Origin of the sequence: Cylindrospermum sp. FACHB-282 (assembly GCF_014697195.1) — a bacterium.
Classification (GTDB): domain Bacteria; phylum Cyanobacteriota; class Cyanobacteriia; order Cyanobacteriales; family Nostocaceae; genus Cylindrospermum.
In genome coordinates this window covers 1-21,883 of the sequence record NZ_JACJRJ010000007.1, presented here as the reverse complement: position 1 = coordinate 21,883, position 21,883 = coordinate 1, and the positions used below count along the sequence as shown (strand labels likewise).

19 protein-coding genes and 2 pseudogenes are annotated in these 21,883 nt (G+C 43.4%); 5 read left to right on the top strand and 16 right to left on the bottom strand.

The features are described from left to right. Positions 1 to 136: 136 nt before the first annotated feature. Together H6G32_RS05370 and H6G32_RS05365 are read left to right on the top strand one after the other, a co-directional pair. Positions 137 to 352 carry a hypothetical protein gene (locus H6G32_RS05370; protein WP_190455865.1) on the top strand — a complete coding sequence of 72 codons (216 nt, stop codon included), beginning with the start codon at positions 137 to 139 and terminating at the stop codon, positions 350 to 352. 45 nt (positions 353 to 397) lie between these two features. Continuing rightward, positions 398 to 1,051: a Uma2 family endonuclease gene (locus H6G32_RS05365; protein WP_190455863.1), complete on the top strand. Its 654-nt coding sequence runs from the start codon at positions 398 to 400 to the stop codon at positions 1,049 to 1,051. 151 nt (positions 1,052 to 1,202) lie between these two features. Here the strand turns inward: H6G32_RS05365 and minE are convergent, their stop codons facing one another. The 6 genes and pseudogenes from minE to H6G32_RS05335 form a co-directional block, all read right to left on the bottom strand. Next, positions 1,203 to 1,502: a cell division topological specificity factor MinE gene (gene minE / locus H6G32_RS05360; RefSeq protein ID WP_190455861.1), complete on the bottom strand. Its 300-nt coding sequence runs from the start codon at positions 1,500 to 1,502 to the stop codon at positions 1,203 to 1,205. A gap of 35 nt (positions 1,503 to 1,537) precedes the next feature. After that, entirely contained in the window at positions 1,538 to 2,344 is an 807-nt protein-coding gene (gene minD, locus H6G32_RS05355; protein ID WP_190455859.1) for a septum site-determining protein MinD, read from the bottom strand. A gap of 44 nt (positions 2,345 to 2,388) precedes the next feature. Further along, entirely contained in the window at positions 2,389 to 3,504 is a 1,116-nt protein-coding gene (gene minC / locus H6G32_RS05350; protein ID WP_190455857.1) for a septum site-determining protein MinC, read from the bottom strand. A 93-nt stretch (positions 3,505 to 3,597) separates the two neighbouring features. Next, the gene (locus tag H6G32_RS05345) at positions 3,598 to 4,938 is read right to left on the bottom strand and encodes a four-carbon acid sugar kinase family protein (RefSeq protein WP_190455855.1); all 1,341 of its coding nucleotides are present in this window, start codon (positions 4,936 to 4,938) and stop codon (positions 3,598 to 3,600) included. 54 nt (positions 4,939 to 4,992) lie between these two features. Then, positions 4,993 to 5,655, bottom strand: coding sequence for a hypothetical protein (locus H6G32_RS05340; protein WP_190455852.1), 663 nt, complete (start codon positions 5,653 to 5,655; stop codon positions 4,993 to 4,995). Between the two features lie 41 nt (positions 5,656 to 5,696). Then, positions 5,697 to 5,906: pseudogene (locus H6G32_RS05335) on the bottom strand (DUF29 family protein); the annotation flags it as partial. 302 nt (positions 5,907 to 6,208) lie between these two features. Here H6G32_RS05335 and H6G32_RS05330 point away from each other — a divergent pair. Further along, positions 6,209 to 7,156 (top strand): class I SAM-dependent methyltransferase, encoded by a 948-nt coding sequence (locus H6G32_RS05330; protein WP_190455850.1) that lies wholly within the window; start codon positions 6,209 to 6,211, stop codon positions 7,154 to 7,156. 145 nt (positions 7,157 to 7,301) lie between these two features. Here the strand turns inward: H6G32_RS05330 and H6G32_RS05325 are convergent, their stop codons facing one another. Next, a complete protein-coding gene (locus H6G32_RS05325) occupies positions 7,302 to 7,475 on the bottom strand; it encodes a hypothetical protein (protein ID WP_309232561.1) in 174 nt (57 codons plus the stop codon). A 252-nt stretch (positions 7,476 to 7,727) separates the two neighbouring features. Here H6G32_RS05325 and H6G32_RS05320 point away from each other — a divergent pair, with 252 nt between their 5' ends. Beyond that, positions 7,728 to 8,984: a hypothetical protein gene (locus H6G32_RS05320; RefSeq protein ID WP_190455846.1), complete on the top strand. Its 1,257-nt coding sequence runs from the start codon at positions 7,728 to 7,730 to the stop codon at positions 8,982 to 8,984. A 375-nt stretch (positions 8,985 to 9,359) separates the two neighbouring features. Here the strand turns inward: H6G32_RS05320 and H6G32_RS05315 are convergent, their stop codons facing one another. The 9 genes from H6G32_RS05315 to H6G32_RS05275 form a co-directional block, all read right to left on the bottom strand. Beyond that, positions 9,360 to 10,517, bottom strand: a complete 1,158-nt coding sequence (locus H6G32_RS05315) for a PEP-CTERM sorting domain-containing protein (protein WP_190455844.1) — start codon at positions 10,515 to 10,517, stop codon at positions 9,360 to 9,362. A gap of 302 nt (positions 10,518 to 10,819) precedes the next feature. Continuing rightward, the gene (locus H6G32_RS05310) at positions 10,820 to 12,109 is read right to left on the bottom strand and encodes a Glu/Leu/Phe/Val family dehydrogenase (protein WP_190455841.1); all 1,290 of its coding nucleotides are present in this window, start codon (positions 12,107 to 12,109) and stop codon (positions 10,820 to 10,822) included. 179 nt (positions 12,110 to 12,288) lie between these two features. Then, positions 12,289 to 13,788, bottom strand: coding sequence for a carotenoid oxygenase family protein (locus H6G32_RS05305; RefSeq protein ID WP_190455839.1), 1,500 nt, complete (start codon positions 13,786 to 13,788; stop codon positions 12,289 to 12,291). A gap of 106 nt (positions 13,789 to 13,894) precedes the next feature. Then, positions 13,895 to 15,253 carry a folate/biopterin family MFS transporter gene (locus tag H6G32_RS05300; RefSeq protein WP_190455838.1) on the bottom strand — a complete coding sequence of 453 codons (1,359 nt, stop codon included), beginning with the start codon at positions 15,251 to 15,253 and terminating at the stop codon, positions 13,895 to 13,897. Between the two features lie 86 nt (positions 15,254 to 15,339). After that, positions 15,340 to 17,565, bottom strand: a complete 2,226-nt coding sequence (locus tag H6G32_RS05295; protein WP_190455835.1) for a CHASE2 domain-containing protein — start codon at positions 17,563 to 17,565, stop codon at positions 15,340 to 15,342. Between the two features lie 62 nt (positions 17,566 to 17,627). Next, positions 17,628 to 18,371 carry a DUF928 domain-containing protein gene (locus tag H6G32_RS05290; protein ID WP_190455833.1) on the bottom strand — a complete coding sequence of 248 codons (744 nt, stop codon included), beginning with the start codon at positions 18,369 to 18,371 and terminating at the stop codon, positions 17,628 to 17,630. 152 nt (positions 18,372 to 18,523) lie between these two features. Continuing rightward, positions 18,524 to 19,717 (bottom strand): beta-ketoacyl-ACP synthase, encoded by a 1,194-nt coding sequence (locus H6G32_RS05285; protein ID WP_190455831.1) that lies wholly within the window; start codon positions 19,715 to 19,717, stop codon positions 18,524 to 18,526. 45 nt (positions 19,718 to 19,762) lie between these two features. Next, positions 19,763 to 20,554 carry a peptidylprolyl isomerase gene (locus H6G32_RS05280; protein WP_190455828.1) on the bottom strand — a complete coding sequence of 264 codons (792 nt, stop codon included), beginning with the start codon at positions 20,552 to 20,554 and terminating at the stop codon, positions 19,763 to 19,765. A 171-nt stretch (positions 20,555 to 20,725) separates the two neighbouring features. Beyond that, on the bottom strand, positions 20,726 to 21,295 hold the full coding sequence (locus H6G32_RS05275; RefSeq protein WP_190455826.1) for a photosystem I assembly protein Ycf4: 570 nt from the start codon (positions 21,293 to 21,295) through the stop codon (positions 20,726 to 20,728). Positions 21,296 to 21,749: 454 nt separating this feature from the next. Here H6G32_RS05275 and H6G32_RS05270 point away from each other — a divergent pair. Continuing rightward, positions 21,750 to 21,883, top strand: a pseudogene (locus tag H6G32_RS05270) (photosystem II D2 protein (photosystem q(a) protein)); the annotation flags it as partial.

Below are 21,883 nucleotides of genomic sequence, written 5' to 3'. Positions count from 1 at the left end.
ATTCACCTGTAATATAAATACCAAAGGTGAATACTCACCTTTAATTTAAAACAAATCAAAAGCGATCGCCCATAGCCTGGAAAACTTGAGAGCGATCGCTATTCCTAACACCCCACAAAGTGGGGGATATTAACCTATGATACCAACTTCAAAGCCAAAATCAAATAGTCATCCCTGGTCTATTATTCGCCAACTACCCAAGATGCAACGGTTGGTAGTAGCTCGGTTTCATCGTCGGAATGATGCAGAAGCTTATCTGCAAATACTGCGGCGACTGCTACCTACAGCCAGTCATGGGATTGTGTTTGACTCCAAGGTTCCAGAAAGATCAGAGGAGTCTATCAATGACTAAAATAATAGAAGCACCCAGTTATCCCCTAAACCCAGGTGGCTAATTATGACTACCCTCGTAAACACTCCTCAACCAACAGAAATTTTTTATCCTAGTTCGGATGGTGAACCCTTGGCGGAATCCTACATTCATTTGTATGCAATACTCGTAACTTTAGAAATCTTGAGACAGTATTTGCAGGGACAGCAAGCGACTGTTTTAGGTGATCAATTTCTCTACTATGCTCAAGGTTATCCTAAATTAAGAGTAGCTCCAGATGTGATGGTAATTTTTAATGTTGCGTCTGGGGGTCGGGATAATTACAAAATTTGGGAAGAGGGAGAAGTACCTGCGGTAATTTTTGAGATGACTTCTCCAGGTACGAAAAATCAGGATATGGGTTTCAAAAAGACTTTGTATGAGCAATTAGGAGTGCAGGAATATTGGCTATTTGACCCCAAGGGAGAATGGATAACCGAACAGTTACAAGGCTATCGGTTATATAAAGAAGAGTATGAACCAATTACCGATGGACGATGCGAGCCTTTAAAACTGCGGTTGGAAGTTGATGGCGAATTGATTGCTTTTTATCGGGAAGATACGGGGGAGAAGTTGTTGGCTCCTGGGGAGTTAGCGCAGGCGTTACAACAGTCTGAGTTGCAAGTGGAAAGGTTGAAGGAACAGTTAAAGGCGCTGGGTGTTGAGCCTGAGATAAGTTAGTCTATTATGGCTGTCCCAAGTTATAGCAATTTGCATTTTCATAGACCACGTTGTAGAGACGTTTCATGAAACGTCTCTACAGAAATTTTAATTTCTTTTGTGTGTTTGATTGATTTGAAAATAGCTGTTAAGGTAAAAAACAACTGAAAACCTACTGTGGTTTATCGCTGCTTTCTAATTCAGGTAGAGTTTCTTTTACCCGACGGATGGGTAAATTAGCAATCAAAGCTGTTGTGCGGTTGTTGCTTTCTAGGGAGAACTCCAAGCCGTCTGTCTCAATTTCTACATAGCGACAGACTATGGCCAGGATTTCTTGGCGCATTTTTTCCAAGGTTTGGGGGTCTAAGTCGGCGCGATCGTGGGCAATCACTAGTTGCAGGCGGCGTTTAACTTGGGTACGACTGGTGTCAGGACTGCGAAAAAAAAGTTTTTCGATAATTTCAAGAATCATTGCGGCTAAGTCTTAGGCGGAGACTAGAAAATGAGTTAAACAATCTTTGTCCACAACAACTTTCGCAGCCGGGAGAAGATGTTGTCGTTAGGTGAGTCAAGCTCAAGAAATTCGACAGTTTCTCCTTCCAATCTGCGAGCAATGTTCTCAAAGGCTATGGCAGCTAAAGAGGGTGTTTCTGATAATACTAAAGGTTCGCCGCGATTGGTAGAGACAATAACGCGCTCATCGTCAGGGATTACCCCGATTAAGGGGATGGCGAGAAGTTCCTGAACATCTTGCACTGACATCATATCATTTGCTCGCACCATTGCGGGTCTGATACGATTAATTATTAAATGAATTCGCTTAACGCCTTGTGCTTCTAGTAACCCCACTACCCGGTCAGCATCACGGACTGCGGAAATTTCTGGCGTGGTGACGATGAGGGCTTCTTTGGCTGGGGCGATCGCATTTTTAAACCCCATTTCAATACCCGCTGGGCTATCAATCACCACGTACTGGTATTTTTGGGCCAGTGCATTCACCAATAACTTCATTTGGTCAGGAGTTACGGCTTCTTTGGTACGATTTTGGGCAGCTGGCAGGAGTACAAGATTGGGTTGCCGCTTATCTTTGACTAAAGCTTGTTCTAAGCGGCACTCTCTAGACAAGACTTCTACAGCTGTGTAGACGATGCGATTTTCTAGCCCTAGCAACAAATCTAGGTTTCTCAGACCAAAATCCGCATCAACCAAGGCAACTTGACGCCCTATTTTGGCTAAAGCCATGCCCAGATTTGCAGAAACTGTGGTTTTACCCACCCCTCCTTTGCCGGAGGTAATTACAATAATGCGAGTCATGATAGGAATGCGCTCGATTAGGGTTCAGGAAATATAGTAAAGATTTATGGCTCTTGATTGATTCTACTTAATTGGCTTCGGGAAAAATCACTAGCCCTAGCGATGCGAATTCCTTGGGGCGTAATGTGTGCCACTTCTGGATAAAATTGCACCGGTAATTTTTCTGGTGCCCTCGCTACAGCATCTGCAATCCGTAATTGAGTTGGTTCCATTTGCAAGGACATAATTAGACACTCGCGATTGCCCCCGGCACCAGCATGAGCTATTCCCCGGAGACGACCCCAAACTAGAATATCTCCATCTGCAATCACGATACCACCTGGATTTAAATCTCCCAAAATAATTACTGTACCGGGATGACGAATTTCTGCCCCAGAACGGACGGTCATTTCCAGATAGAGGGCATCAGCTAGGGCTGTATGGGTAGTTTTCGACTCGGAATTCAGGGAGGTTTCTGGTTGTAGTTGTTCTACAGAATAACCAGAGGTGACAGCAGCGATCGCTGTTTGACGACGACTAGTCGCCACAGACTTTAGCTGGAGTTGAACTTCACTTAAAGCTTCGGCAAGTTCTTGCAGTTGTCTATTATCCAACAAGCGGTCTTTTGCCACCAGATGCACTGTGGTGTTAGGCCTCCGTAAACGATCCCCAGCGTTTAGGCGCTGCCTCATCTGTTGCCAAATTTCAGACCAGTTCAGTTCCGAGGCAGGTACTTGAGACTCCGTTGGTAAAATTAATAAAAGTCGTCCCTCCTCAGTTTTCAACTGGACTTGGAGAGCATTATTCACCCTCTGTTCTGGTAATACTAACTCAAGAGTATTTAAATCAGCCAAGGCAGCATCAGATTCTACATCTGAGTTAGCAGCATCAGATTCTACATCTAAGTTAGCAGCATTAGATTCTACATCTGAGTTAGCAGCATCAGATTCTACATCTGAGTTAGCAGCATTAGAATTTGATTTTAAATAGCTGAGGACAGAATTTAGCTCGGTATCGGGGACAATAGAATGAAAATCTGCTTCAGTTGTGGCAGAATTTGACTCTACATCTGCAACGCTAGAGTTATTTACCTCTAAGTCGTTAGCAAGGTTAAAGTTTGATTCTGCTTTAGGAGTTGCAGAATTTGAATCTAAATCGGGGATAGCAGAATCAGAAGTCATGCAGCACCAGCCAAAGGACGCAAATACTCTAAGCGATTACCAATATTTAGATTAGTTGTCTTCTGAAAAAATATCCTCACTCTAGAGAGTGCCTTAGCACTCAGCACTCATTACTTTTTGAGTTAATCTTTGATAAATTGTCCCCAAGGCATCAGTGTTACCGACATTACCCGGAAACAGCACCACGGGCAAATTGGGAAACTGGGGATGGTCAGATGGTGTCAGCACCATTGAACAACCAGCTAAAATTTGACCGAGTAATCTCGCTGTAGTTAAATCCAGACCAGTACTCAAGACATCATTGGAGGTAATGCCACCTTTGCTGATTAAGAATCCTATATCAGATGGTAAACCCTGAACAATATCCATCAGTAAGCCAGAAACAGTTGCCCCAAAAGCTAACCTGGTTTTGACATCCTTAAAAGACAATTCTTGACGGCTGGTATAAACCACTGGTGTTTGACCGGCGTTGTGTGCTGCATGGACGCTTTCGAGAATCTCGGTTAGCAGTTTAGCAGATTGATTGTCCCCATCTTCAAGTAACCGTCCGACATTCACCTCAATCCCCACAGTTCCCTCAACTTGCAACAGTGACTCTAACTGCTGCGTTGTTTTTTTGACGTGGGAACCTACAATTACTGCACCTGGTTTACCACCACGGACATACTCTGCCATATTTTCGGCGGCGATGGGTTGGGGAGGTAAGGCGGCTAAGGCTGTTAAGATGCTGGCAGCGGAACGAAATAGAAAGCGTTTCCCCTGACTCGCTGCTGTTAACAGGTCTACAGCAAAGCGGTTGAGATCGGCCTGAGTTTCGCCATCAACAACAGCACACTGATTATTATTCAGTTGTAGCAAGCGTTTTAGACTACCAGCACGGATGTCTGCAAGTAAGAATCTTTCTACTGTTTCCGCACTGATGCGACCTTGGGTTTTTTCTTCTACGTATTTTGGTAAGTAACTGTGATGGTAACTGAAAACTGAATCACGGGCAAACTCAGTTTCATGTACTGGGGTAGGGACTCCATCGATGATCAAATAATGGATGCTGTCGCGGGTAATGCGTCCACCTTCAAAAAAAGCGGGTACGAGAAAATGAGCATCAAATGGCCCAAGTTCTTTAGCGATCGCATCGGTTTCTATGGGGTAATGTCCCCGTAATGTGGAGTCAGAACGGCTAACAACCAGAAAATCGTCTATTGCTTCGGCGGCGATCGCTAATTTCAGGTTTTGACAAACTTCTTTGGTGACAGATGTCGCTGTCTCTGGAGTTAGCGATCGCGTATTAGTCAGGACAAAGAAGATCGGGGAATCATCCCGCAACCCAGCGCGTAAAGTTTCCACATCCCAGTGCATTAGCAGCAAGCAGCTGTGGACTGTTTGAGAACCCGTAGGGTCATCATCCAGGACAATTATCTTCGGTTTGTTGCTCATTTGACTCAACGGGACGACTTTTTTGAGGCAGGTCTAAGCAGAGGTTTCCTTTACTTAGACTTTCTGCAATTTTCTGATTTCTGCTTGCACATCGATGGCAATCTGCAATGATTGATTTAGGAGTTGAGCGTATTCGCCAGCCTGACTACTAACTTCTAAAGCTTGCAGATTGGCTAAATTGTTGACAAATAACTCTTGGTTGTTAGCAAGCAGTTTTTTATTATCCCGCAAAATACGTTCACTTTTCAGGGCGCGGACTAAATCTTCTCGAATTAGTTCCATGGCGGCGAGTACTTGGTCTCGGTCTTTGAGGCTGCTTGGTGAGTTTCCAGTGGTCGCCAGCTGGTCATGAATATCTATCGCTGTGATTACTTGGTGATATTTATCAACTTCGTCTAAAAGTATTGTGAGTAAGTGGGGACAGGTGAAACGCCGCCATAGCGATCGCCCCAAGATTACAGCCATAGGGACGACAATTAGCAGAAGAATGCCCAATTTTATGGAAGATCCGATGGTGGGTAGGATGAGAAATGCATAAATAAAGCCGACAATGATGGGGGTAAGTGCGATCGCTACCAAGCCTTCATTCAACAAAAACCCTAAGCGCTTCTCACGGTCTGCCATAATCGAAGGTCGAAAAACGTCTTCAGGGTCAAACCCAGTCAAGCGCCTCAGTTCCCCCTTGCTAATTTCCAAGCCTATTAAGTCCGGCTGCACCGCTGGATACTCCTTGAGGAAGCGTGAGTTAAGTATCTATCTTAATCGGCTTTACCGTGATGATTGTAGTTATATTCGGGAAACCAGCTTTCATCTAAAATTTGTTCTAAAGACCCAATGGGTATAAGCCGAAATATGTCAATAGCAAGTTGAGAACGGTCAGATGCTTCTTTTCTTGCTTCTTGATAACATTCATCAAAGATTTCTAAAATGCAAGGTTTCAGACTAGGACTATCTTTGATCTCATCTTTTCCCCCACGCACCTACTTGTCCAAATTAGATGTGTTTTAGCTTATGCAACTTCACATAAAATTGGTATAGGGCAAAAAATATTAATTTTACTAGCGAAATATAGTACAATGACCCGGATGCTATCTCTAGCTAGAATAAAGCCAAATTTTTCAGAACTTTTTGAAAAATGCTTTTCAGTGTAGCTGCGATTTAGGAGAACGCTTGCTAGGCAAGATAAATTGTTCAAAAGCACTTACATCTAAAGCTAGAACAGATGCAGTGGAAACTCAAATATTCATATTTTTAGTGATAGGGGGTCAAGATGCCGAGTATTGAGGAAAACTTGGATATATGGTCTAATTACAGCTGGAACGAACAGGGTAATGAATGGTCTAGAGCCTGGGGTGGAGCAGATTATTCCTTTTGGGGAAGCATATATCCTCGCATTCAAGCATTTATTCCAGGAAAAACAATCTTAGAAATAGCTCCTGGTTTTGGGCGTTGGACGCAATACTTAAAAGATTTTTGTGAGAACTTGACCATAGTAGATTTAACTGATAAATGTATTGCTGCTTGTCAACAGCGTTTTGCTGATTGTTCGCATATTAATTATCATGTCAATGATGGTAAGTCCTTAAAAATGGTTCCTGATGAATCCATTGACTTTGTTTTTAGCTTTGATTCTTTAGTTCATGCTGAAGAAGATGTAATTAAAGCATATTTGCAAGAGATAGCTTTGAAACTTAAACCCAATGGTATTGGATTTATCCATCATTCCAATATGGGTAGCTATCTTAATCCTTCTACTGGTAATTTAGAGGTAGAAAACCCGCAATTACGCGGTGAAACTATGAGTGCTAAAGTATTTGAGCAATACTGTGAACAGGCTGGTTTACAATGCTTAAGTCAGGAAATTATTTCCTGGTGCAATGGAAATATTCTGTGTGATTGTCTTTCCGTATTCACCCCTAAAGCTTCTCAATGGAGTCGCCCAAATCGTGTAATTAAAAACATATTTTTTATGGAGGAAGCTGATCGTTTGCTGATGAATTATAGCCTTTACAGCCTTAACCCTCAAGCAGATAAATTAGCTACATCGCAACTTATGCAATGGCAACAATCTCAGTTGCAACGACAACAGACTACAACAGAACTAGAAAACCTAAAATATCAACTACAGCAAACTCAGTTGGAGCTAGAACTATCTCATGCTACCGTCAATGAATTGCAAGAGGTAATTTTAAAGTTTGACTCAGAGGCTAAATTTTAGATACACCTTGACTTGAAGCATAAAAGCCTAATAGACCAAGTCCGTTTTAACGGACTAAAACAATTTTTCAGTCGTCTTGAGACGACTTTTACTATTAGCCTCAGAATTCATTCGAGGCGGTTGTGGGAACTGATCAAGATGTAAGTTAACAAAAAAACCAGCGGTTAGCGGTAAAACAGTGTTCATCTCCCTTTGTAGTCAATGTTCTGATTTTAATGTCATTGCCAATAATATAGTCAAGTTGTACGCGATCGCATTCCTGATCAAACTTTCTCATCAAAGCATACTGGATGCTTTTATGCGCTCGCGTTGCATCCATCTCAACTATTTCTCCATTTATGAGTTCACAAATTGAGTCATTGGGGTATTGCTCCAGAAATTTCCTAAACGCCAAGAAACCGAGCATCAACTCTAAATCAACATTCCACTTGCAACTGATAGCAGTTGTAGAAAATTACACAGACTTAGGAACTTATAGCTGTGACATCCTGTCGTCTAGATGAAGACTAAGTAAACCAACTTACTTAGAAGCCAGGTATCACGACACAAGTCAAGCCACAGAAGGATTTCTATGTCACTTAAGTCTTCACTCAGTTTGTTTGCTAAAGGTGCTTTGACAGTTACAAGTCTCTCTGTCGTAGCTGCTGCGTCTCTCCCCTCTCAAGTTCTTTCTTTAACAACCAAAATAGACGATTTACAAGGACAGACTCTTGAACAACAAGAGCAAGGAACTGATTCAGTTCAAAATCAGTTGCGTGGAATTGAGAAATCAACTTTTTTGATTGCCGATAATGACGATGACGACGATGATGATGATGACGATGATCGCAAACGTGGACGGCGAAGAGATGATGACGATGACGACGACGATGATGATGATGACGATGATCGCAAACGTGGACGGCGAAGAGATGATGACGATGACGATGATCGCAAACGCGGATATGGTAGACAACAAGATCATCGTTCATCAAAAGTTTTTCGGATTAAAGACTGGAATACCTCACTTAAATTAAGGCGGCTAGTTAATTACAATAAAAAAGCTTTGGTTGTACATCTGGATATTCTAGAAAAACCAGTTACCAGATATGCAAATGCTGTCTACATTGTTTACGCCCGCAAAAACAATAATTGGGTGCAGGTTTACACCAGCACAGGAGCAAGACTAATTGACAAGAATGCAGGGAGATTTTTCTTACAACCAGAGGTAATTGAATTAAGTCAACTGCGACTAGGCAATATTGACTTGTCGAGGTCGGAGCTGAAAGTTGTAACTCAAATTCGTTATGATTCAGCCAACAGACGTGAAGAACAATTGGTATTTGAAGATATCTGGAACTACAGAGAAATAACTGAAATTAGTAATATCAGCCAAATTACTACTGTCAGCAATACAACCACTGGAACAGTCGGTACGTATACAAACACCACAAATACTGGAACAATCGGTACTTCAACACTCGATCAATCAATTACACTCGCAAATAGCTTCCGTCTTAGCTATCTGGGGGTATCTTACAGCGGCAACACCTCTACCTGGCGCTACTATCTGGAAGAATTGCCGAGGTCTAGAGATTTGAACACCTGGGTACTCGGCTTACCAAGCTGCGTTAGAGTTGTGAGTGCAAGTCCAAAAGCAGAATTAGTTAATTTTGACCGGAATGCCAAAATAAGCGGTGTTAGATGGCAACCAGGTGGCAGCTTTAAAAAGGGAGAATTTTTAGTCAAGCTGGATAGAAGATATGCCGTGGGAACTATTGACATAGCTGCTAATGGGACTAATGTAGCTAGAGGCGTTATTGCTGGGCCTAGTTGCGGTACTCTGTGAACTAGTTCAATTAAACAGGAATTGCAGTTATGCAACTACGGTCGGGCATCTGGAAAGTTAACCCTTGGGAGCCAGTGCGTGGAGTGGGTTTCCCGACTTGAAGCACCTGGCGTGGAGAGTCCCACCTCTGGGCTAGATAACGCAAGGAATCTAGTTTAAGTGGTCTCTTTGAACCAAGAATCCCCGTGCATTTATGCCGGGGAGTGTCAAAGCTAGTATCTGGTTATGTTACTTGTTAAGTGACAGGTAATACAACCAGTACTAACTTGCTTCAGCTGATAACATCTGCCAGAGATGGGAATATAACCCATTATTCAATTTATATGAATTATAAAGTGGTAATTGTACGGCAACAGGGGTAATGGTCTGATGAGATTAGCCCAAATTTTGGCGCTTTTTCCCAGTAGCAATAGAGAATGCACCAAGGGCTAACAGACCCCCTAACATACTGTACTTTTCTGGCACTGGTACAGCAGTAATACCGATAGGACGCACCAGACTACTGTTAGTAAATTGACTACCAGTAAAATTTGTAGAACTGCCTGTAGCCCCATTGAAAGCTAAGATTGAGCCAAGGTTGTTATTAGTAAAGTCAAACCCAGCAGCATAGAGATTATTACTAGAACTACCAGCCCCAAAAGTTAAGCCACCAATAAAATTGTTACTGGGATTAGTGCCTGTGTAATTAGTAGATAAAGTCTCAAGCAACAAGCCATCTGAGTTATAACGCCGGATACCCCCAGCAAAGTCACTAACTAAAATATCATTGTTGGGTGCGATCGCTAAACCCAGCAAACTCACAAAACCGAAACTTTCCGGTAATGGGGTAGGCTGAGAGATCAAGACAGTGGGATTTGTCGTTGGCTCAGTACCAGCTACTTGAGCCGGACTGTAACGCAACACCTGGCTTTCATAAGGAAACGCGAGATTACCATCAGCATCATTAGCCGTACCCTCCGTGGTCACATACAGGCTACCATCTGGACCAAACACCAGACCATTGGGGCCATTCAACCCGTTAAGTGACCCTTGACCATTATTATTATCAGAAGCAAAGACACCTAAAAAATCCCCTGTAACAGGGTTAAATTTCAATATCTGATTACTGCGGAAACTACTAACGTAGAGAGTACCATCTGGGCCAAATGCATTGCCGTAGGGGCGAATCAATCCATTACCAGAAGCCGCTACACCCAAGAACTCTCCAGTTGGGCTATAGCGCAGTACCGCAGAATCAGTTGGATATAAGGAGTCAAGCAGGTTGAGGTTAGAGTTACCACCACTACTAACATAGAGGTTGCCGTCTGGTCCAAAAGTTAAGTCATCGGGAGCGCGTAACCCACCGCTACTAGGAGTTGTAAAGTTACCCAGAAAGTTGCCAGTATTTTCATCAAAAATAATAATACTGTTGCTATCACTATTGGCAACTAAAAGGGCTGCATTTACCTGGGGCGCACCAATGCACAAGGTTGTGAGGGTACCAAGAAGCACTGAAGCTGAAACGGTAGAAGCCTTAAAACCCATTGAACTCATTTTTTTCACCAGGTTATTTTGTGTATTAAAATGCTAGTTAACTACTGATGTATATAATATTCTCTGCATTTATATCATGAATTATGTAGAGTAAAATTTGAAAAAGATAGCTACAAATCACCTAAGATAAGATTTTTTATCAAAACTTCATTGATATGGGCGAATTTTAGCGGTGTTTTGTTTTCTAGCTTCATATTTAGTTTTTCTGATCATCTTCAGAAAACACCATAAAAAATCAAAGGTAAAAATCCTGACTTGGACTTTTACCTTTGATTCACCTCAAATCATCAACATCAAGAAAATTAAGGATACAAACCCCTATCAGTTAGCGCCTGGGCCACTCTACCCACCCCCAGGGTATAAGCTGCTAACCTGAGAGTAACCTGCCGCGTCTTTGACTGTTGAATCACCTGGCGATAAGCCTGCACCATCAAGTGCTCCATTTCCCGGTTGACCCGTTCCTCATCCCAAAATACGTAAGAAAGACCCTGTACCCACTCCAGGTAACTCACCACTACACCGCCAGCATTGGCCAAAATATCTGGTAACACCGTTACACCCCGCGCCTCTAGGGATAGATTAGCCTCAAGGGTAACTGGGCCGTTAGCAGCTTCGGCGATAATCTGGGCCTGTACCTGATTGACATTTTCCTCAGTGATTTGGTTTTCCAAAGCCGCTGGAATCAACACATCACAAGGTAAAGTAAGTAAATCTGCATTACTAATTGACTCCCCTTGGGGAAAACCCACAACACTCTTACGGTTGTTAGCGGCGTAGGCTTTTAAGGCAGGAATATCAAGACCGGTTTGGGAAAATACGCCTCCAGCACCTGTGGAAACAGCAATCACCTTCGCTCCCTCTTGGTGTAGTAATTCAGCTGCGGCACAGCCAACATTGCCAAAACCTTGAATGACAACTCGCACTCCTACCAGGGATTTACCTTGATCTGCCAGGGCCTCACGGACAACAATCATGACACCGCGTCCGGTGGCCATTTCCCGTCCCCGCGAACCACCAATGGAAAGCGGCTTCCCAGTCACCACCCCAGGCACAGCATGACCGACATTTACAGAGTAAGTGTCCATCATCCAAGCCATTTCACGGGCAGAAGTACCCATGTCTGGTGCAGGTATGTCTACAGCGGGGCCGATGTCTTTAATTAACTCGCTGATATAACGACGGCTGATGCGCTCTAATTCGCCGACGGTGTAGCGCTTGGGATCTATGGGAATACCTCCCTTAGCGCCACCGTAGGGAATACCTACCAACGCACATTTCCAAGTCATCAGCATTGCTAGAGCTGACACTTCCCGCAGTGTCACAGCCGGATGGTAACGAATTCCCCCCTTGTAGGGGCCTAAAACATCAGAGTGTTGCACCCGATGTCCGGCTAGAACCCGCACCTCTCCATTATCCAGTTTTACGGGAATGGAAACTGTCACCACTTTACGCGGGTGGCTGAGGATTTCTAATAAACCTTGATCTAGTTTTAATTCTTTAGCCGCCCATTCTAAGTAGCTACAAGCTTGATCAAATGGGCAAATATGCGCTGGAGAATGATTTTCTAGCGATCGCAGAGGGGTTGAAACCATAAGATTTTCTCCTCATCACCCTATATTCGCAAACCGAATTTATGTATGGCTAGTCTAGCCCTTTTTTTTGAGAAAATCAAAATTCTGTAAATTTCGTTACATTTTTTTTTGCTTTATTGTTGTAATGTCTCTCTACCTTCCCGATGAGGCAAGAGCTAAAGCCTTAGTTGATGTAGAAATTAATTTGCCAGAAAAACCTCAGAAGTAAAGTTCCCATGCAGACCATAGGGAATGTGATGTTTGAGATGTAGTCGCGCAACTGCTCCTTTGTGAAAATCACTAGCATCCAAAATCACCATATCTGAACGGTGATGAGCCGCATCATAAACTAAAGCCAGCACCCAGCCATCATCTTCTTGTTGGGAATTTGGACGGGGGACAAAAATCGGCTCACCTACAAAACCACGAGGTGCAGCACTCCACAATTGTCTTTCCCCTGACTTTAAATCAATTTTCACAATTGCTTGCAAGGGAGCATTCCCAGTCTCTGCATGAGCCGCACCTATGTATAAATAGCGATAAGGGCGTCCGACATTATCAGGGTGGATACTGGGAAACTCACAACAGCGGCTTTCAATCAACTCCCGCTGCACTGTATTCTCTTTCAGGTTGAGGTCAAACCGCCATAGTTGTCCTGGGGAAATAGCCTCAAAATTAGTTTGGCGAAAATCGCTTGCTGGTTCGACTTCTGGTAAAGCTTCATAGCAAATAGAGTCAATCACAATTTCATCTCCTACCTCAAATGCATTAGCGTGATGGAAAACAAAACCAGATGAAGTTTCCAGAATTTTTACCCCTTGTGGCTCTGTTTGGGGAGTTCGGGGGATAACTATAATCCGAGTTGGCTGATTGGGCTGAAACTTGATGCATTCCCCTGCACCAAGCATTCCTAAAGCGAAAGGTAAGGGATTGAAGGTGACAGGATTTTGAAAGAGGATACAGTAATTAGAAGTAATGACAAAATCATGAATGAAACAGAAACCGGGGACACTATGGACGTGTTTTCTAACAATTTCACCTGCTGTGTTTAACTCAAAAGTTGTAATTTTGGTTGAGAGTCCCGGCTTAATTGAAAAGTTTACTAAGCAAGGTGCGCCGCCATCTTGGGCGCAACTGGGGTCAAGGCGGGGATGGGCGCTAAAAGCTTCATCTGCTGACAAAACACCGTTAAAAGATTCTTTGCCTAAAGTTTCCAATGTGTGGGGGTTGAGGCGATGGGGAACGGCTGCTTCCCACAGTGCCAAAAGTTTTCCTCCCCAGTAGATGACGTTTGTATTAGCAATATTTTTGAGTTGGAAGTTGAAGATATTAGCCAGCCAACCGCCGGGTTTTTGAGTACCAAAAACGCCGCGGTAAAGAATTTTACCGGCTTTTTGTTCTTCTAAATAGCCAGTGGTGCGAACAAAGCGATTACGGAAATGGGCGCGACCATTATTAAAGGTAATTCGGCTAATCATTCCATCACCATCAAAGGGGTGATGTATGCTTTGTCCGTTCACATCCAACAAACCGGGGCCATTTCTAAATAGGGTACCTTGCAGTTCTGGGGGAATTTCTCCTTCTATATCATCAATCCCATAATCAAATTCTTGGGTTAGCGATTCATATCCTCTCTGCCAGTCTTCACGAGTATAGGATTTTTCTAAGTCTGGGTGTTCTTGAAGTTTCAATTTATGCATTTGTTTGGAGATATTTTAAGTTTTTTAATTGTTTTTTAGCGGCAATACACAAAAACGCAAGGACAATTTTTTGCGCCTTCATGGGAAATCAATTCTTGACTATCAGTTACCCATTGTTGACTGACAATGTTATGGTTTGAGTCTTCTCTTCAGATTCTGGTAGCCACTTGAGGAATGCTAGGGGCAACAGGTGGCTGAGGTTAGCAATCAACACTAACAGCCACAGCAAATCAAAGTTAGTTGAGGTGATGTTCAGCCAATGCATGATTAATACCCCAAATCCCTGGGAAGCTATGCCGCCTAAATTAAAAATCGACATCAGCAAGGCAAATAATGTTGCTTCTACTCCAGAGGGACAAACTCTCGCCGCTAGTACCATCACTGGCATAAATGCGATTTGCCCCATCACAGTGAGAATCAAACTATCACCCAAACTAAACCAGTGGTCATCTATACTCAAAAGTCGGTTGGTATGAGTGACTAATATCAGCATTGTCATTCCTAATGCTGTGGATAGGATGATACTCCAAGCAAAAATTACCCGAAAGGAGATGGTTTTGAGGAAACGTTGAAAAATCCAAACTCCTATTAAGGAAGCAAAACTCGTCACTAGGCGCACTCGCCCTAAAAATTCTGGTGTAAAGTGTAGTTCGTTGGTGGTAAAGAAGAAAAAAGCTGTATCGGCGCTGGGGGTGGCGTGCCAAATAAAGATAAATGCTGTTGGGAGCCAAATTGCTTTTTGGGTAATGGCTTGGCGTAGTTTTGCTAGTTGATGTTTGATGGTGAGGAAGTTGGTTTTATGACTCTTTTGGTCATCTTTGCTGATGGGAGTTTCGGCAATTAACCAAGCTGATACGGAGACAATCAGGGGGAAGATAGCGGTAACGCAAAATACAGCGCGGGTGGTAAAATGTTCTAAAAGAAAACCACTCAAGTATGCTGTGAGCAAACTTCCTAATGCGGAAGCACCCCAGCAAAGGGATTGTAGGGAACCTGCTTTTGCTTGTGATTCTACTCTTGCCCGTTCGACAACCAAGGAGTCAACTATCACATCACTGACAGCGATGGAGAGGGAACTCAGGGCGATCGCAATTGTAGCTGCCCAGCTAGTATGCACTATTGTTGCTAGACTCAACCAGGAACCGGCTCCCAGGATGCCCGATAACACAAGGTATGGACGTCTCCGATAGCCAAATATGGGCAAGCCATCGGAGAGAAAGCCATACACTGGCTTGATCATCCAAGGTAGGGCTACTAGTCCCAATAGGACGGATACCTGAACGGGACTCAGCAATAATTCATCTTTAAGGAAAAAGCTGACGGCTAGACGCGCTAATCCTAAGATGCCTTGCACAAAGTAAACGCTCAGAATGGCGATTAATTCGGCAGTCGGTTTATTGCCGAAAAAAATCTTTTCTGTGACTGAGTCTTTGACCTTGGACAAGCCAGAGGAGTGAATCAGCATTTTGTGAACATTTTTTAAGTTTTATCTACTTTCCTATCATACCCAGATTTCAACTTTTGGGTCTGCTGGCAGGTTTATCACTGATTTTAGGTCATATTTGTCTGGCGTAGTGCATTGAGTAATGCGATCGCCTTTGGGGGAACGGCTGTAAACCGAATTAGATAATGGTGCTGATCAACGGTGGATTGTTTGATTACCTTGGCATAGATATCTGCATCTTCGGTAGGCAATTCTGGTTCAGTCAATAACTTCAGCTTGAGATTACTTAAATTTTCTAATGAATGGGGCGATTGCAATTCTGCCCCGGTTTCTGAGAGGCTGACTAATCTCCCCTGAAAAACTGTGCCGACTGCGTGTTTCCCTTGTAAAACGACATACTCAAAAGGTACTTCCTCAATCAATTTCACCCAATGCTCTGCTTTTTTGGGTAAGAAGAGATTATATTTGCCGCCGATCCCACCAATGTCGTAAAGGGTAATGGGAGATTTGATGCCCTTCGGTTCTACTCGCAATTGGTCATCAATTCTGAGTTCAATGCTGGCATCTTTGCTGGTAAACTCAGAAATTAAAATCTGTCCACCCACAGTATAAGTCTCAACGCGAGCTGCTAGATTGACATGACTGCCGATGACTGTATATTGGGCGCGTTTTTGAGAGCCAACATTTCCCGCTACAACCTCCCCGGTATTAATCCCAATTCCCATTTCTAGAATTGGTAGATTCATGATTTCATTTTGATCATTCACTTTTTCCATTGCCAATTGCATGGCAACAGCACAGGCGATCGCTCTTTGAGAATCATCTGGGCGACTAATAGGTGCACCAAACATCACCAGGATGCCATCACCAATAAACTCATTAATCGTACCTTTGTAATAGTTGATGACATCTGTCATCACTTCTAGATAAATATTGAGAATTTTTACCACTTTTTCTGGTGGCAATTGTTCGGAAATGGCGGAAAATCCTCTTAAGTCAGATACAAGAATCGTGACTTTTCTCCTTTCTCCTCCCAGCTTTAAGCCAGAGGGGGTTTCTAGCAAATTGGCGACTACTTCATCTGTCAGGTAGCGACCAAAGGTTTTTTGCATTTCGGCAGCGCTACGGGCAATATACTGAGCAATTGCGATCGCCGAACCCCCTAATGCCAGCAGTGGCGGAACTACAGGAATCCACCAGCCAACCAAAAACCCCAGAAAGCAGCTACCAATCAAACCACCAGCTGCCAGGAAAACACTGATAGCAACTAGGTGAGGGCTGTGGCGTTTCTGCCAACACAAGGCAGCACCAATGATAGACCAAACCAAAATCCACAGCCATTCTAAAGGCTCAGGTAAACACTGAATGAGTGGACGACCATCTATAGACGCACTCAAAATTTGACTAATCAAATTAGCATGAATTGTTACACCCGCCATTCGCTCAGGGGCAGCAAACACGTTACTAGTGTAAGGTGTATAGAACAGATCCTTCAAGCTCTCAGCAGTTGAACCAATTAACACTATTCGTCCCCGCATTAAGTCTGGTGGGATGCGGTTTTCTAATATTTCTGTGAGGGATATTTTGGGAAATTGCTTTATTTGTCCCCGATAATTCAATAATACTTGGTAGCTCCCCGCATCTGCCCCCACGTAACCGCCATCATTAGCTTCAAAAATTGGGAACACACCCCGACCTAATTGCAAGTAATTTGGGTTGGTTGTTGGGGAGCGATCGCTATCAGTAATCCCCTCACCTTTCAAGTACAATAATGCCAGTTTCAACCCGAAGCTTGTCAGGGCTTCGCCATTCTTTAAATTTACGTACAGTAAGCCCCGCCGGATTTTGCCATCCCCGTCTAAAGGTATGTCGTTTGCCCCAACCTGTTGGCGTTGCTTCAGTACCGGAGGTGGCTGCACCGGAGCGCTATCATCAGTCTCAGAAACTTTTTGGATGCCAATTAAGTTGGGGGTAGTCTCAAATACATTAACAAGGTCTGAATGACCGGGGTTTACGGGGAAGTCCCGATAGAGGTCTAAACCGATGACTCTAGGTTGTTGCTGCTTGATTTTCTCTAATAAGCTGGCAAGGGTGGCATCAGACATCGGCCACTGCCTGTGCTGATGGACATCTGCCTCATTAATCTCAACTATAACAATGCGGGCATCAACTGGCTCTTGTGGGCGGTGGATAAAAAACTGATCCCACGCTGTCAATTCCAGCAATTGCAACAATCCAGTTAACCGGATTGCAATCACTAAGACTGTGACATTGGGAACTGTAATGATCACAACCCGCCATTGCCAGATTTGCTGTTTCAGCTTTGCCCACATATCAGTAGTTCTGAGTCTTGAGTTTTTTAAGTCATTTTTGTGGAAATTACAAAACTGTTTTACTATTTTTTGACCGTGCAGCAATCAATTAATGGCTCAGAGGCGATCGCATTCAATCCTACAGAGTTTAAAAATTGTCTCCAATTCAAAGTAGTTGTTAAATTATTTCGTTCTGTACGTCGTAACTGCACCAGACTACTCAGCGCTTCATGCCAAATTCCAGCGTTTGCATAGAGGCTTGGTAGCTGTTGCAAGTTTGAATTGGAAAGAGCCTGGGACAGAGATGATTCTGGTTGAGTGCGTTTTACCCAACCATCGACCCTAGGATTTTTGCTGAAGTCTTGATCATCACATAGAACCATCAGATACCAGCGGTAAGTTTTACCCACTTCGAGGGGAGGGTTACTGCTAGGGATAGTGTAGCTAATAATTCCAGGTACATTGGGAAGTGTCAAAGCTGTTTCATAAAATACGCTTTTGTCAGCATCAGCTAGGATGATCAATTGGGCAGTTTTGACTGGAGATGTGGGTATATACCAAAAAAAAGTAGGATGCTCAGAGAAGGTCAGCCCCAATTTATTTGCAGGTATTAAGGAGGTTAATCGCTTGTTACCTTCTAAGCAAGAAATGCCACGGGTTGCACCACCAACACTTGCCGGAGGTGCTTCTCGCTGTGGTGGCTTAAAAGCCTGACTAATTTGCCAAGTTTTTGTTGTTGGTATGGACTGAGCCTGTACCCGTGCTGCTTGGGAAAACAAAGGTAAAGAAAATGCTAGGAAACAAAGGTATGGCTTGATCCATTTCATGTCAGAGCGTCCCGGTATAAATACATCGAAACAGTTGATTTTTCGCTAATGAAGTAATTATATACTGGCAAAATTAACGACACCCAAAGAATGAGCCATTTACATCCATATTCACACTGGCAGGCTCGGAATCAGCAATCAAAAACAAAATCTCAGTTACCCAAGGCTATCACTGCATTCTGACCACCAAAACCAAAACTCAAACATAGCACCCGCCGAATTTGACTTTCACTTGCTACAGTCACGAAATCTAAATCAAACTCTGGCTGTTGCAATCCCACACAAGGCGGTAAAATTTGATTTTGCAAAGCCATCAAGGAAAAAGCCACGCCCAAAGCTCCCGAAGCACCTAGGGTATGACCTGAGCTTCCTTTGGTGGAACTAACTGCTACCCCTTGGGGAAATATCTGCTGGATTACCATGCTCTCTACACGGTCATTTAGAAGGGTACCCGTACCGTGAGCATGAATGTAATCTATATCTGTTGGTTTTAAGCAACTGCGTTCTAGACATTGCTTGATCGCGGCGATCGCACTTTTTCCTTGAGGTTCTGGTTGATTCGCATGATATGCGTCTGTTGTCAATCCAAAGCCGAGAATTTCGCCATAAATCTTTGCCTGCCTAGCTAGTGCTAACTCTGCTGATTCTAAGACAACCACAGCAGCACCTTCACCTAATACTAAGCCTTGGCGATGCAAATCAAAGGGATAAGCCCCAGTTTTTGCCAAAGCACCCATTTGCTGAAAACCGGATAAAGTCAGGGGTGTAATTGGTGCTTCTACAGCCCCAGCGATTGCTTGTTGACATTGCCCAGTTTGAATGAGGAAAGCTGCTTGAGCGATCGCCCAAATTCCTGTAGCACAAGCTGCCATTGGTGCTAAAACTATCCCTGTTGCACCGATCTGCCGCGCTGAGGCGATGGCATTCATGTGAGGTAAGGTGTCTAACCAATTCTCTAAATTTAAAGATGCTGGGCGGGGATCTTTCCCAGACATCTGCCGTGCTAACATCTCCCATGAAGCTTGATAACTGCGACTCGATCCAATGATCACCGCACAATCAGACAACGGTGGAACCAACTGGGCATCAAGCAGTGCAGCGTTAACAACCCTATGGGTGAGAATATTTAATTCAGATGGTTGTTGAAAAATTAATCCTAGAGGAAGTATTTCCAGTTCTGGAAATGGTTGATGTAATTTAATTCCAGATTTACCTGCAAGTAACTGTTCCCAGCTATCCTTTAAGCTTTTACCCAAAGCCGAAATTAGACCAATACCAGTGACAACAACCTTCAAATAATTCGTAATTTGTAATTTATTTGGATTTTGGTAATTGTCAGTAGTCATCTGCCATTTGCTAATGACTAATGACTACTGACTAATGATTACTGACTATTGACCAGTTTTCAAGTTTTCTGCACCTTGGGTGACTTTCGCAGAGTCAATGCGATCGCCTTGTTGAATTTTACTAACTACATCGAAACCCTGAGTAACATTGCCAAACACGGCATATTGACCATCTAGGAACCCCAAATCTGCCAAAGCAAAGTAAAACTGAGAAGAAGCAGAGTCAGGCATTTGCGATCGCGCCATCGCTAAAGCACCTTGCTTATGCTGTAACAAAGGCTGTTTAGTAATCACCTTACCGTAAACTATGGCTTCATTATCGCCTTTTGGCTTAATCTCCAAAGGTATACGGCGTTCAGTCCCAGTTTTGGGGTCAATATAACCACCTGTACCCAGTCTATTCTCTGGAAATTGCGGGTCTTTGCCTTGGGGATCGCCCCCTTGAACTACAAACGGTTGAGGTTCGCGCACCACGCGATGGAAAACTAAACCGTCGTACACTTTCTTTTGCACTAAATCTACGAAGTTACCAGCCGTATATGGGGCATTAGTGCCATCTACTTCGATAGTAATCGGCGAGCCTTTAACTGTCATCACCACAGTAGCTTTACCTTCGAGCCGTGGTAAATCTTTCATTCCCGGAATACTCTCACTACTAATTTCTGATACTGATGTTGTTTCAGTGGTTGTTTTGCTGCTTGTCTCAGTTGCTTTAGAGGTAGCAGTTGCGGTTGGAGAAGTAGCTCGAGAAGCATTTTGCTCTGTAGAACATCCTCCCAACATCAACGCCCCAACAATTAAAAGGGCAACCAAAAATTGTGGAAATTTTAACTGCATTGCCAATTACTGACTCAACCACAGTATCTTATCTCCTCTGATCAATTTTGGACTTGGGAATTTAGATTTTAGATGAAATTCAAAGAATAGACACTAAAGCAATTTAGTATTATATGATGCCAGTATTTTCCAGTGATCCCAAATCCAAATCCCAAATCCCAAATCTAAAATTCACAACCCTTCTAAAGGTACTTCCAAAAATCTGGCTAACTCAGCACCTTGAGTTTCTAACTCTGTCAAAGATAACGGTTGTCCTACTCGTGTTAAAGGAATGTCCCGACGACCTTTGACACGTAGATAAAGTGCGCGAGTGGGATTCAAACCTTCTTTGAGGGAGATTCGCACAGATTGTACATCTTGGATAGAGCTATCAATTTGAATTTGGCGGTTTTTGCCGGGAAATCCCCAGCGGAAGATTTTAAATGTACCAGTTTCCTGATTAAATTCGTTGTAGCCACCACCCACATCCCATAAAATTACCAGCCACAGGTATGAGGCTAACAGCAAGCCAGCCGTGCCATATAACCCCATAACCAATCCTTGAGGCACGAAAATTAGTTGAGTTGCGTCAGTAACTAGTAGTAAATTGACTCTGAGATAACTGGATAGTCCAGCCAAAAGAAAGCCCGTCGCTCCCAAAGTAACGATTGTTGCCCACCAGTAGTTGCTAAACCGACGAGAACCGAGAACGTTTTGATGTAGGAGGCGATCGCCTTTGTTAATCGTTGTTGATGCCGTCATTGAACTACCTTGGCCCGTGAGATATTCTCCTTATCTAGTCTAGTGTCCCATTGGAGCAGGATGTCTTGCAAGTTCAGGGAGCCGCTGGATAGTTAGAGATTTCTGAGAAAATTTGTGTCAGATTGTAAAAATTATGATGCCTGCTGAGATCCATAATAAATAATTGATGGGTTCACTTGCGTACATACGGCGCAAAGCTGAACTAATGTGATAAGTTAAAAATCATTAAGTTACTACAAGCTAGGTTACTAGCCAAATAGTACAGGTAATACCATAACCCTGAGAAATGCCCTCTGGTTCAGTCGGTAAGTTCTCATAATCTCAGCAGCTTGCGAGCAACTGAGATTCTCAAAAAAACGTTAATTCCTCACGGCAGCCGCTCATAGAGGAAACTTCTAAGACGGTGCAGCCTTAAAAACGTGGCAATTTTAGTAAAAAAGAGGATTTTTGTGCAATGACCATCGCAGTTGGACGCGCCCCCAGTTCTAGAGGGTGGTTTGACGCTCTAGACGACTGGTTGAAGCGCGATCGCTTCGTATTCGTAGGTTGGTCAGGGATACTACTGTTCCCCTGCGCCTTCCTAGCACT